The 12750-nt window shown below is 56.0% G+C and carries 13 protein-coding genes; 5 read left to right on the top strand and 8 right to left on the bottom strand.

From position 1 onward, the window contains the following. The first annotated feature begins 224 nt into the window (after positions 1–224). The 3 genes from Q0746_RS03120 to Q0746_RS03110 all read left to right on the top strand — a co-directional run bounded on the left by Q0746_RS03120 (position 225) and on the right by Q0746_RS03110 (position 3604). A complete protein-coding gene (locus Q0746_RS03120) occupies positions 225–1004 on the top strand; it encodes an SDR family oxidoreductase (RefSeq protein ID WP_298257097.1) in 780 nt (259 codons plus the stop codon). Between the two features lie 99 nt (positions 1005–1103). Then, positions 1104–2474, top strand: coding sequence for a sodium:proline symporter (locus Q0746_RS03115; protein ID WP_298257095.1), 1371 nt, complete (start codon positions 1104–1106; stop codon positions 2472–2474). A 59-nt stretch (positions 2475–2533) separates the two neighbouring features. Further along, positions 2534–3604: an ABC transporter ATP-binding protein gene (locus Q0746_RS03110; protein WP_298257093.1), complete on the top strand. Its 1071-nt coding sequence runs from the start codon at positions 2534–2536 to the stop codon at positions 3602–3604. 35 nt (positions 3605–3639) lie between these two features. Here the strand turns inward: Q0746_RS03110 and Q0746_RS03105 are convergent, their stop codons facing one another. From Q0746_RS03105 to Q0746_RS03080, 6 genes are all read right to left on the bottom strand, one after another. Beyond that, on the bottom strand, positions 3640–4800 hold the full coding sequence (locus Q0746_RS03105; protein ID WP_298257091.1) for a cytochrome P450: 1161 nt from the start codon (positions 4798–4800) through the stop codon (positions 3640–3642). Next, positions 4801–5553: a triose-phosphate isomerase gene (gene tpiA, locus Q0746_RS03100; protein ID WP_298257089.1), complete on the bottom strand. Its 753-nt coding sequence runs from the start codon at positions 5551–5553 to the stop codon at positions 4801–4803. Between the two features lie 12 nt (positions 5554–5565). Next, complete coding sequence (locus tag Q0746_RS03095; protein WP_298257087.1) at positions 5566–5889, bottom strand: TfoX/Sxy family protein; 324 nt, start codon at positions 5887–5889, stop codon at positions 5566–5568. Further along, positions 5886–6248 carry an iron-sulfur cluster assembly accessory protein gene (locus Q0746_RS03090; protein ID WP_298257085.1) on the bottom strand — a complete coding sequence of 121 codons (363 nt, stop codon included), beginning with the start codon at positions 6246–6248 and terminating at the stop codon, positions 5886–5888. The genes Q0746_RS03095 and Q0746_RS03090 overlap by 4 nt, the downstream gene beginning before the upstream one ends. Then, positions 6248–6610 (bottom strand): SUF system Fe-S cluster assembly protein, encoded by a 363-nt coding sequence (locus Q0746_RS03085; protein WP_298257083.1) that lies wholly within the window; start codon positions 6608–6610, stop codon positions 6248–6250. The genes Q0746_RS03090 and Q0746_RS03085 overlap by 1 nt, the downstream gene beginning before the upstream one ends. A 111-nt stretch (positions 6611–6721) precedes the next feature. Then, on the bottom strand, positions 6722–7417 hold the full coding sequence (locus tag Q0746_RS03080) for a hypothetical protein (RefSeq protein ID WP_298257081.1): 696 nt from the start codon (positions 7415–7417) through the stop codon (positions 6722–6724). Positions 7418–7469: 52 nt separating this feature from the next. Here Q0746_RS03080 and tgt point away from each other — a divergent pair, with 52 nt between their 5' ends. Continuing rightward, positions 7470–8600, top strand: a complete 1131-nt coding sequence (tgt, locus tag Q0746_RS03075) for a tRNA guanosine(34) transglycosylase Tgt (RefSeq protein ID WP_298257079.1) — start codon at positions 7470–7472, stop codon at positions 8598–8600. Between the two features lie 4 nt (positions 8601–8604). On the opposite strand, the gene Q0746_RS03070 is transcribed toward tgt, so the two are convergent. After that, positions 8605–9102, bottom strand: a complete 498-nt coding sequence (locus Q0746_RS03070; protein ID WP_298257078.1) for a YcxB family protein — start codon at positions 9100–9102, stop codon at positions 8605–8607. Between the two features lie 52 nt (positions 9103–9154). After that, positions 9155–10018, bottom strand: coding sequence for a hypothetical protein (locus Q0746_RS03065; RefSeq protein WP_298257076.1), 864 nt, complete (start codon positions 10016–10018; stop codon positions 9155–9157). A 295-nt stretch (positions 10019–10313) separates the two neighbouring features. Here Q0746_RS03065 and lon point away from each other — a divergent pair, with 295 nt between their 5' ends. Then, entirely contained in the window at positions 10314–12722 is a 2409-nt protein-coding gene (gene lon, locus Q0746_RS03060) for an endopeptidase La (RefSeq protein ID WP_298257075.1), read from the top strand. Positions 12723–12750: the final 28 nt, after the last annotated feature.

Genomic DNA, 12750 nt, shown 5'->3' with positions numbered 1-12750 from the left:
AGGGGAATTTGGTTAAATGTGTCGCAAATTCAGGGGGGGAGAGGAAACAATTCGCTGTGAAAGCGCGTTTTGGTTCCGACAATTGTGGTTTTGACGAGTGATTTAACCGGATTTTACGAATCAAAGGCGGAATTGCGGCGCTGATAAGGTTCTTCTCGCGGCAGCTACGGAGTGCTACGCATGCAGAAGATTAAATGTAATGCGGCGAATGGAAGAGGCTTGAAATGGATTTAGGGATCAAAGGTAAGCGCGCGTTGGTATGTGCGTCGAGCAAAGGGCTTGGCCTTGGCTGTGCAGAGGCTTTGGCGCAGGCCGGAGTGAACATCGTGATGAATGCCCGCACCGATGGCCCTCTGCAAGAGGCCGCGCAGACCCTGCGTGACCGCTTTGGCGTCGAGGTCGTGGCGATCGCGGCCGACATCACCAGTGAAGAGGGCCGCACCAAGGTGCTTGAAGCTGCAGGTGAGATCGACATTTTGGTCAATAATGCCGGCGGCCCACCTCCCGGCATGTGGAGCGACTGGGACCGTGATGACTTCATTTCTGCTTTGGATGCCAACATGTTGACCCCAATTGCGCTTATCAAAGCGCTGGTGCCTGCAATGATGGATCGCGGGTGGGGGCGCGTGGTGAACATCACGTCACAATCGGTCAAAGCCCCGATCCCAGTGCTTGGCTTGTCGAATGCCGCACGCGCGGGTTTGACCGGCTATGTTGCGGGCACCTCGCGCCAGATTGCGCCGTCAGGAGTGACAATGAACAACATTTTGCCAGGCATTCACGCGACAGACCGTGCCGTGTCTTTGGACACAGGTGTAAGCACACAGCAGGGGATAAGCATGGAGGAAGCACGCGCCGCCCGCGAGGCCACGATTCCCGCCCGCCGGTATGGCACGCGCGCCGAATTTGGCGCGACATGTGCCTTCCTGTGCTCGCAACATGCGGGTTTTATCGTTGGGCAAAACATTTTGCTGGATGGCGGAGCAACGAACGCCACATTGTAGGTCATCACGATTGTGTTGGGAGGTGTCTAAAGCCTCGCCCGATGGGCGGGGCTTTGCTATGCGCGGCCTAGTTAAAAAAATCCAAGTCGGGACAGAACTATGCTCAGCCTCTATGTAATTGCCGCCTTCGGGGCGGTTATTGTCTTCTCATTCCTGATGGCCCCGCGTCGTGCATCCGTAGAGGGCTTTTTTGACGGGCAGGTGGCAGGGCGCGCGCCGCGCCTTTGGACATTGGTGCTTAGCCAAGTCACCACATGGATTTTTGCGCGATCTTTGATGAACTCTGCCATCCTTGGGTACTATTATGGCGCTGCGGGCACGCTGGCATATGCGGCCTATTACCTTTCGTTTTTGACGGGGGGATACATCATCGGCCAGCTGCGCACCCGCGATGCAACGTCGGTGCAGGACTGGCTGGGCGCACGGTTTGGCGCCTTTGGGCAAGGGGCGTATAATGTCGTTATCGCCTTGCGTTTGCTCTCCGAGGTCTTTGCCAACCTGTTGGTGGTGGGCTTGATCTTCGGGGCGGTTTTGCCTGAAGTCGCGCATGCAGGAACCTATGCAATCGTCGCTGTGGCGGTGCTTGGCTTGGGTTATTCGGCGTGGGGGGGGCTGAGTGCGGCTTTGCGCACGGATGTGGTGCAAATGGTGATCTTCTTGGCCGTATTCGCCACGGCGTTTATCTATTTGGTCGCATCGCCTGAGTTCTCCGTGACCGCAATTGTGACGTCAGAGGGGGCATCTGGATCCCGCCAAGGTTGGGTGTTGCTTGCCGTGGCTTTGTTGCAGGTGTTTTCCTATCCAGCGCATGACCCTGTGATGATGGACCGAGGCTTTATCGCGGATCGCAAGACCACACGAAATTCCTTTCTTCATGCGTTCTGGCTGTCGAGCCTGTGCATTTTGGCCTTTGGTGTATTCGGTATTCATGCCGCCAACCTTGGCGCGGCCTATGAGGGGCAGCTGTTGACCACTTGGGCGGGCATGTTCCCGACTTGGGTGTTTGTGGCGCTTTTGGTGTCGTTGTTGGTGTCTGCCTTGTCGACGCTCGATTCTGCGCTGTCATCTGCTGCGCGCCTATGCGTCGAAGAGTTGCGCCTTGCGCCGCGGTCTTTGATGGGCGGGCGTATGGTGATGGTCATCTTTATGGTGCTTGGCGGTGCGTTGACGTTGTGGGGCAACGCGACTTTGTTTGACGCGGTGGCCGTTTCAGGCACGGCATCGATGTTCCTGACGCCGGTTATGGTGGCTGTGTTTGTATTTGGGTGGTCGGTGCCACTATGGTCCTACGCGGTGTCGTTCATCGCGGCCATATTGGGGGCAATGGCCTACTTTTTGCGCGGAACGGAGTTCATGGCCACGATCTTGCCGGACGCGCCGAAGTACGAGCAACTTTTGGCGATCTGCGTGGTTGTGCTGGTTGCGGGGTTTGCATCGGTTGTGATTGGGTCGCGCAGGGTTGCCGACTAGGGAGGAGACTGTTACCTAGTTTTCCGATTGTTTTGATCGGGTAAGAGGCGACAAATCACGTGATCCCAAGGTTAGAGCTGAAAAACATCTGCAGAAGTTTTGCAGGCAAACAGGTGGTGAATAACCTGTCTCTCAGCGTGGCTCCGGGGCAGGTGACCTGCCTGTTGGGGCCGTCGGGCTGCGGTAAGTCCACGACCTTGCGTATCATCGCGGGGGTGGAACGCCAGTCCAGCGGCGAGCTGTGGGTTGATGGCCAGCTGATCAGCGGCGACGCGCTGCGCGTACCACCTGAGGGGCGATCTATCGGGTTGATGTTTCAGGACTTTGCCTTGTTTCCGCATCTGAGCGTGGCGCAAAATGTGGCCTTTGGACTGACGGGGACGAAGGCGGAGGCCGCTCGGCGAGTAGGCGAATTGCTAGATCGCGTGGGGCTTGGCGGATTTGGCGACATGTATCCACATGAATTGTCGGGAGGCGAACAACAGCGCGTGGCCCTGGCCCGTGCATTGGCCCCACGGCCCAAAATCATGCTGATGGACGAGCCATTCTCTGGCCTTGATGACCGTTTGCGCGATGGAATTCGTGATGAAACTTTGGCGGTGCTAAAGGAAGAGGGCACAGCGGTTTTGCTGGTGACCCATGAGCCGCATGAGGCCATGCGGATGGCCGATGAGATCGCTTTGATGCGAAGCGGGCAAATCGTGCAACAGGGCAACCCCTATAATATTTACAATGCACCCGCCGACAAGGAAGCGGCCGCATTTTTCAGTGATATCAACGTGATATGTGGGAAATCCAACGGGGCTTTGACAGACACGCCCTTTGGTCAGTTCCTAACTCCGGGCCATCCGGACGGGGGGGCGGTTGAGATCGTGATCCGTCCGCAGCATCTGAAAATCGACTTTGACCGCCAAGGCCATGGCCCCAATCCCACGCCGCAAGATGGGACGCCTGCGCGCGCCGTCGTGGAGCGGGCCCGCTTTATGGGGCGCGAGAGTTTAGTCGAGTTCCGCATGGCGGCAGACAATTCTGTTTTGAAGGCGACGGTGCCGGCGGTCTTCTTGCCAAAGGAAGGCACGACCCTGTGGTTGACCATGCGTCGCGACCGCTGCTTTGTCTTCGCGGCCTGACCAAATGGCCGGTAGGGCGGCCTATCTATATTGATCTACTGCGACACCATCAGTCGCGTCAGCCCGTGAAAGTGGTAGCTGTTGGCATATTCCGGCGGGCTTGCCAGCTTCAGGTCAGGACAACGGCGAAACAGAACGCTCACCGCGATTGACAACTCTAGGCGTGCCAAGGGCGCTCCGACGCAAAAGTGCAAGCCAGCGCCAAAGCTGGTGTGCGGGGGCATGTCCCGTTCTGGGTCGAATTCACTCGGCCTGTTGTAGACATCTGGGTCGTGGTTGGCCGCGCCTAGCAACAGGCCGACTTCTTCGCCCTTTTTGAAGCTGTGGCCGAAGACCTCGATGTCTTCCATCGCGAACCGAGTGAACATGTGAAGGGGCGGGTCGTAGCGCAGAATTTCCTCGGCGAATTTGTCTGGATCGTCAGGCCGTTTCCCAGTCTGCAGTGCGGTTTTGACACCGTTCCCGAGGGAGTGAACCGTCGCCTCATGACCCGCATTGAGCAGCAAGATACATGTGGTGATTAGCTCGTCGGTGGATAGGCGTTCGCCATCTTCTTCTGCTTCGATCAAGCGGGTAATCAGATCATCTGCAGGCTTGGCGCGTCGGGCCTCCACATAGCTGCGCAGATAGGTTGCGAAATCGGTTGCCGCTTGTGCCGCCGCGTCCTCATCGGCGCGGGTACGCGACGCCATATACATGCGCACCATCGCGTTGGACCAGCGCAGCAGGTCTGGCGCTTTGCCTTCAGGAACGCCAAGCAGGCGGGCAATAATGATTACCGGCAGCTTTTGTGCGAATTCGGTCAGCAAATCAAAAGGCGTGTCTGGGAAGGCGTCGATCAGCTCGTGGCTGAGGGCCTCGATCTCAGGGCCAAGCTCTTTGATGCGACGTGAGGTGAAGGCCCGCAAAACCAATCCACGCAGCCGCGTATGTCGTGGGGGCTCCAGCTCCAACATAGAGTGGGCTTCCACCGCATAGAACGCGGCTTGATGCTTCGGGATCGCCGGCGGATACGGGTTTTCGCGACCGAAGCGGCGGTCGCGAAGCAAGGCTGAAACGACGGCATGTGAGGCCGCAACGGGCATGTCGTAGTCTTCCCACCAGACCAATTGGCCCAGCGGGCGGATGCGGTCGTAGAACGGGTAGGGATCTTGGTTCAGCCCTTGATCCGTTGGAGCTTGTGAAACGCACTTCATTCAGGCGGCGTTTTCCAAAGCTTTGATGATGGCGGAAAAATCCTCTGCCTTTAGCGATGCCCCTCCAACCAAAGCGCCATCGACATCGGGGACTGCAAAGATGTCCGATGCATTGGCCGGTTTCACCGAGCCACCATAGAGCAAACGAATGGAGCGGCCGACGCCTTCCCCATACCGTGCTTCCAGTTTCGCGCGAATGAAGGTGTGAACTTCGCTGATCTGTGCCAATGTCGGCACTTTTCCGGTGCCAATCGCCCAAATCGGTTCATAGGCAATAACGGTGTTTTCACCGGTGAGAACATCAGGCAAGGAGCCCGCCAATTGACCGGCGATGATGTCCAAAGTGTTTGCGGCTTCGCGCTCTTCGAGACTTTCACCAATGCAGATCACAACCTTTAGTCCGGCGTCCAAGGCCGCACGGGTTTTGCGGCGCACAATGTCGTCGCTTTCATTGTGGTCTTCACGGCGTTCCGAATGGCCGAGGATTACGTGAGACGCGCCTGCGTCTTTCAGCATCTCGGCTGAAATGTCGCCAGTATGCGCGCCGGAGCTTTCTGGGTGGCAATCCTGACCTGCGACGTCCAGCGCGTGATCGGATGCAGTCACCACCATAGAGGAGACCAAGGTGGCAGGAGGGGCGATCAGCAAATCCACGCTGGGGCTCGGGTGGGCTGCGCAAAGCGCCTCGACTTCGGCCAATTGGGCGGTGAGCCCGTTCATTTTCCAGTTTCCAGCAGCAAGTTTACGGCGCATTAAATTCGTCCTTTAGAGGTGATCCAAGGCTTTGCGTGCGAAAGCACTGGCCTCGGTTGGGTCGTCGAGAAATTGATCGGGTAAGGACCAATAGGGCATTTCAGCCACTTTGCCGTCCTTACGGGTATAGGTCCAGCGGGTTCCACCAAGATCTTCAATTTCAGGGACAAAATCGCCCTGTGCCTTGAGGAAAATTTGTCCGTCAGAGTGCAAGAGCGCAAATATTTGCCCCTCGCTATAGAGGCACAGACCTCCCATCATTTTGCGGGTTGTGATGGCAGGGAGGGCTGCGAAAAGCTCGCGGGCGAAGGCAATGTCGGCCTCACTCACGCTCATTTCTTAAACAGGTTCTCGTCAAACTTGATCGACTCGCCGCATCCGCAGGCTTCCGAGACATTCGGGTTATTGAACTTGAACCCGCTTTCCAAAAGGCTGGTTTCATAGTCGATTTCGGTTCCGAACAAAAACATCTGCGCCATTGGAGCAATGATCACACGGGCACCGTTTTGTTCGACCACTTCGTCATTGTCTGCGACTTCATCGACGTAATCCATGGTATATTCCATGCCAGCGCAACCGCCCTTTTTTACGCCAATTTTCAAGGCTTTATGCCCGTCGCGCGCCATCAGTTTGGCGATTTGAACCGCGGCCTGATCAGTGATGGAGACGGCCTGTTTGCCCGGAATGGAAAACATTACATGAACCCCAGTTCCAAACGTGCCTCGTCGGACATCATCTCCATGCCCCAAGGGGGCTCCCAAATCAGCTCAACCCCAACTTGTTTGACACCTGCGATTGGCTCGATTGCCTCGGCGATCCAGCCCGGCATTTCGCCTGCGACGGGGCACCCCGGAGCGGTGAGGCTCATCAGGATAGAAACCTCGTTCTCGGAGCTGATGTCGATAGTGTAGATCAACCCGAGATCGTAGATATTTACTGGAATTTCAGGGTCATACACGGAGCGACACGCCTCAACGATATTATCGTAAAGCGGGTGGTCCGTAGAAGAGGGCTTGATCAGCGGCGCGCCTTCAAGATGTTCAGTTGGCTGGGTCATGTTCAGCGTCCATAAGAGATAGTTGAGTAAAGATATAAGGATTGGCCAAGGCATCGTCCAGTGCCAGACCTGCAGGATTTCACATCATTCGTATGAAACACAGGATCCCGATCAGGATTTGGGGAAAAATTCCCGCATTTTTCCATCAAAATAGGCCCGCGTTAGGGTGGCGCGATTGCCTGCATAGCCGTCGTAGTAGCTTTTTCCGGAGGATGTGGGGAGACCGGCCCAAATTTTTGCCAAGTTGTTCATGAAACGCTTGCGCGACATGCGCCCTGCTAAAAACTTCTGTAGCCCTGCATCAGCCAGCAAAAGATCGGCCAGTTGGTCTTGGATTTTGGGTGTAAACCGCGTTGTTGCGGGTAGGCCCGCGCGCTGTATCAGGGACCGCAAAGTCGAGGGAATAAACTGATACCGGCCAATCGCATGGGGCTGCCCCGGCGTATGTTTGATCCACGCCAGAATTTGGCCAAGGGTCATCTGCGTCGGGGGCTTGGGGGTCTTGATGCGTGCGCCTACGTGAACCGCGTTGTACCCTTTGGGGCCAGCTTCAGCCAATGCAATCAGCGACTTAAGTCGGGCAACCGGCGTTCCGCCACCGACGTGTTCCAGTTCGTAAGTCGTGATGCGAGATCGCCCAGAGCGGGCCCGCTCTATCGGGTCGTTGGTAACCCAGTTTTTATCGCCCAGACTGCGCCATTTTGCGCGCTCGGTTAAAGAGTTTTCCAACTCGTAGCGGACCGACTGCCCAAAAGCTGGCAGGGCAGCACTGACCAACAGTGATATGAGAAGCGCGCGGCGGTTCATTTATGGCCGTCTCCCTTGCGTAGAACTTACTTTTACCCCTAAAGCGGGTCCCATGACACAGAGATTTAAATTTGACCTTCATGCCACCGATGGCAAGGCTCGTACCGGCGTTATTTCAACTCCGCGCGGGGAAATTCGTACACCGGCCTTCATGCCCGTGGGGACTGCGGCCACGGTGAAGGCGATGATGCCTGAAAGTGTCCGCGCCACTGGGGCGGATATTTTGCTGGGCAATACCTATCACTTGATGCTGCGCCCAACGGCGGAACGGATTGCCAATTTGGGTGGCCTGCACAAGTTTATGAACTGGGATCGCCCTATCTTGACCGACAGCGGCGGGTTTCAAGTTATGAGCCTTGCAGAGCTGCGCAAGCTCACCGAGGAAGGCGTGACCTTCAAATCCCATATCGATGGCTCCAAGCATATGCTCTCGCCCGAGAGGTCGATGGAAATCCAAAAGTTGCTCGGCTCTGACATTGTGATGTGTTTTGACGAATGCCCTGCGCTGCCCGCAGATCGCACCCGCATCAACGACAGCATGCAGTTGTCAATGAGATGGGCCGCGCGGTCTCGCAAGGCGTTTGGCGACCGCCCCGGATACGCTTTGTTCGGCATCCAGCAAGGCGGGTTGGAGCAAGACTTCCGCGAAGAAAGCGCCAAAGCTTTGACCGAGATCGGCTTTGAAGGTTACGCCGTAGGAGGCCTTGCGGTGGGCGAGGGGCAGGAGGCAATGTTTGGGTGTCTGGACTATGCCCCCGATCAGTTGCCACAAGACAAGCCACGCTATCTGATGGGCGTCGGTAAGCCCGATGATCTTGTCGGGGCAGTGGAGCGTGGGATCGACATGTTCGACTGCGTCTTGCCGTCGCGCTCGGGGCGCACAGGGCAGGCGTTCACCCGTCACGGGGTGGTCAATATCAAGAACGCCCGCCACATGGACGACCCGCGCCCCTTGGACGAGGCCTGCAGTTGCCCTTGTTGCTCGCAGTATTCGCGGGCCTATCTACACCATGTGTTCAAATCCCATGAGATGATTTCTTCCATGCTCGTGACTTGGCATAACTTGCATTACTATCAAGAGCTTATGTCGGGTCTTCGCGCGGCTATTGCGACGTCCGATCTGGCCGGATTTGTGAAAACCTTCCATGAAACACGCGCGCATGGCGACATTGAGCGTCTCTAGGCGTTCACGTCCAGCGCATCTTGGCGCGGGGCAGATTGGCGGTGATCATGTCGCGCAGGGCTTCGATTTCTAGATCGTCCTTGCAGGCGCGTTTGGGAATAATGGACAGGCCGCGCCGAGGCATAGTGATGAAGAAATACTCCGGTGTTTCGATGTATTTTTTGAAGGTTGCCCAAGGCAGGGTGGATTCTCCTTCGGCCGATTGGACTTCGATCATTTCGGGCATGAAGCTGGCTGTGATCGGTGCGCGATATTTCACCATCTTGCGGTAGCCGCGCTGCCACAAAAGATTTCGCGCGATGGTCATCGCACCTAGGAGCACGGCCCCGCCGATCCAAATCCAGCCAGTGGGAACGTCCCAAAGGACCAATGCGCCCCCCATGAGCACCAAGCCAACCGCAAGCAACACGTTCCCGCGATCGCCGATCCCGCTGTAGGACCAATAGGCGCGGGCAGCCCGCATGAATTCCGGCTCGTCGATGCTGTAAGATAAAGTAATCATAGCGCCTAGGCTAACCCACTATTGTCCACGAAGACCAGTAGGGGCGAGGTGCCTATTCGGCAGGGGTCAGGCCGGCTTTGGTTTGACCGTATGTTTCGCCATACAAGCGGTCCAAAATGTCGACCAGCCTATCGTGTTGATAGCCCAAGGCGTCGTCAAACCAGCGCTCAACCAGCTTCCCGATGCTCAAACCGGAGCGTTCCTCGACGCAAGAGACAAAGCATGAATCGCGATCCAGCGTGGTCGTTCGCAATGAAAACACCCCATCAACGAAGGTGCCATCTGCCTCGTTTCCTTGGAAGAAAAAGCGGCAAGCGGAGGGTTCATCGCGTTCAAGAAACGTCAACGAATACTCGGCGGCGCGGCCTTTGCGCCCTTTGAAGGTGACATGAACTGTGTCCGGATCTTCCAGATCTTCGTCATATTTTGCCATCATGCCGGTGCAATGATCACTTGGGTCAGCCGCACCTGGAACAACGTGGCGCCAAATCAAGCGCGCGGGATAGGGGATATGGCCGGAATAGCGATCCCGCCAAGAGGTGAGGGTCCCGATTTTGCGTGCGTGTTTCCCGTGTAGCGCGGCCCCAATCCCCACAGAAGTAAGGCCCCAAAGACCAACGGCGCATCCGACGGCGATCAACGGGCTAAAGCTGGTGGGAAACGTGAAATAGAGCAAACTGGCCGCGATCAGCGCGCCCATTCCGGCGATCTCCAGACATCCGCGGCGCCGCGGGGCAAGGATGTACATGAGTGCCCCGAGGAAGACGCTGGCCAAGAAAGCCGCGAAGATAATGCTGAGAGTCCCGATCAATGAAGGGGTAAAGCCCAACGCCCTCAACATCACAGGCCCAAGGCAGGCAAGGCCTAGGGAAAACGCTGTGAAGCGACGATAGTGACGCAGGAATAATGAGAGCATACGGGCCTCTGAGCAGATCTAAAACACTTGTTATGAAGTGTTGATCGTTTGTTAATGGGGCATGAGTGAGGCTGGATTTGGGATTTCCAATGTCCGAAACCATGGCGACAAGAGTAAAATTCATCCTGACATCGGCTTGTATCTGGGGCGCTGCGGGGCCAAACTGTCCTCAACCAATTCGGTAGATGGTTGAAAGAGGCAGGGATGGCCCCCACTTCATGAGTCCGATACCGGAGATTGCTGAACAGCTGCTGCGCATGCGGGGCTTTGGCAGTCTTGCTAAAAAGGAAAAAAGATGACCGAGCAACCAACCCTTTCTTACCCCGTTTTGCCTTTGCGAGATATCGTGGTTTTTCCACATATGATCGTTCCGCTTTTCGTGGGACGCGACAAATCGGTTCGCGCCTTGGAAGAGGTGATGAAGGATGACAAACAGATCCTTTTGTCGAGCCAGATTGACCCCTCTCAAGATGACCCTTCTGCGGACGACATCTATGAAGTGGGCGTCCTCGCGAATGTTTTGCAGCTGCTGAAATTGCCCGATGGGACCGTGAAGGTTTTGGTCGAAGGTCACTCACGCGTAAGAATTGAAACTTACGTTGAGAACGAGAACTTCTTTGAGGCGCAAGCCGTTGAATTGAATGAAGTTTTGGGTGACGAGGAAACCGTCAATGCGTTGACCCGTTCGGTCGCCCAAGAGTTCGAGCGCTATGCCAAAGTGAAGAAAAACATCCCCGAAGAGGCCTTAGCCTCGGTCGCGGAAACCGAAGCGGCGGATAAGCTCGCCGATTTGGTCGGCGGCCATCTGGGTGTCGAAGTTCACCAAAAGCAAGAGCTGCTGGAAACCCTCTCTGTGGCGGAGCGGTTGGAGAAAGTTTATGGCATGATGCAGGGCGAAATGTCCGTGCTTCAGGTCGAGAAAAAGATCAAATCCCGCGTCAAAAACCAAATGGAGCGTACGCAGCGCGAGTACTATTTGAATGAGCAAATGAAAGCCATTCAAAAGGAACTGGGCGACGGCGAAGAAGGCCAGAACGAAGTGGCCGAGCTAGAGGCGAAAATTAGCAAAATCAAGCTGTCCAAGGAGGCCAAGGAGAAGGTCGACGCGGAAGTGAAAAAGCTCAAGAATATGAGCCCGATGTCTGCTGAAGCCACAGTTGTGCGCAATTATCTGGACTGGGTTTTGGGCATCCCGTGGGGGGTGAAATCCAAGGTGAAGAAGGATTTGGCGAAAGCGGAACAAGTCCTTGATGACGACCACTACGGACTAGAGAAAGTTAAGGAACGCATCGTTGAGTATCTTGCGGTGCAGCAGCGCTCGAAAAAGCTGAAGGGCCCGATCATGTGCCTTGTTGGCCCTCCGGGTGTTGGTAAAACCTCTCTTGGGAAATCTGTGGCCAAAGCAACGGGGCGTGAATTTATCCGCATCTCGCTGGGGGGGGTGCGTGACGAATCTGAAATCCGCGGTCACCGCCGCACGTATATCGGCTCTATGCCGGGTAAAATCATCCAAGCGCTTAAAAAGGCAAAGACAACCAACCCGCTGATTTTGTTAGATGAAATTGACAAAATGGGGCAGGATTTCCGCGGGGATCCGGCGTCCGCGATGTTAGAAGTGCTTGATCCGGAACAAAACGGTACATTCGTCGATCACTATCTGGAGGTGGAATACGACCTGTCCAATGTCATGTTCCTGACCACCGCAAACAGCTACAACATGCCTGGCCCACTGCTTGACCGCATGGAAATCATCCCGTTGGCGGGCTATACCGAGGACGAAAAATCCGAAATCGCCAAGCAGCATTTGATTGCCAAACAGGTTAAGAACCACGGTTTGAAAAAGGGCGAGTTCGAGCTGACCGACGCGGCATTGCTTGAAATGATCCGGACATACACGCGTGAAGCGGGTGTGCGGAATCTGGAGCGCGAAATTGGCAAACTGGCCCGTAAGGCCGTTACCAAGATTGTGCGCAAGGCTGAAACCTCCGTGTCGATCACGCCTGACAATCTGGACGACTATCTTGGCGTCAAAAAGTATCGCTATGGCTTGGCCGAGCAGGACGACCAAATCGGTGTCGTCACCGGTTTGGCCTATACCTCCGTTGGTGGCGAATTGCTATCAATCGAGGCGCTGCGCCTGCCGGGCAAAGGCCGGATGAAGACCACCGGCAAGCTCGGCGATGTGATGAAGGAATCTATCGACGCGGCGTCTTCCTATGTGCGCTCTATCTCTCCTACGATTGGGGTGAAGCCGCCAAGTTTTGACAAGCTTGATATCCATGTTCACGTCCCCGATGGCGCGACACCAAAAGACGGCCCTTCCGCAGGCTTGGCGATGGTCACCTCAATTGTGTCGGTGCTTACGAAAATTCCCGTGCGCAAAGACATCGCCATGACAGGGGAGGTCTCGCTGCGCGGCAACGCAATGCCGATTGGTGGCTTGAAAGAGAAGCTTCTGGCGGCGCTGCGTGGAGGGATCAAGACGGTGCTTATCCCTGCAGAGAACGAAAAAGACCTGCCGGAAATTCCTGACAACGTGAAGGCGGGTCTGGAAATCATCCCCGTCAGCCATGTCTCCGAGGTGCTTAAGCTCGCGTTGGTATCCGAGCCTGAGGCCGTTGAATGGGACGAAGAAGCCGAGGAAGCCGCCGCCGCAGCATTGGCGGCGAAGGGGAGCGACACATCAGGTGCTGTCGCGCACTAAGGTTTTGTAATCGTTGAATTTGAAAGGG

The sequence above is a fragment of the uncultured Litoreibacter sp. genome (assembly GCF_947487515.1).
Taxonomy (GTDB): Bacteria; Pseudomonadota; Alphaproteobacteria; order Rhodobacterales; family Rhodobacteraceae; genus Litoreibacter.
The sequence above is the reverse complement of the archived record's forward strand: the minus strand, read 5'-3'. Positions and strand labels throughout refer to the sequence as shown.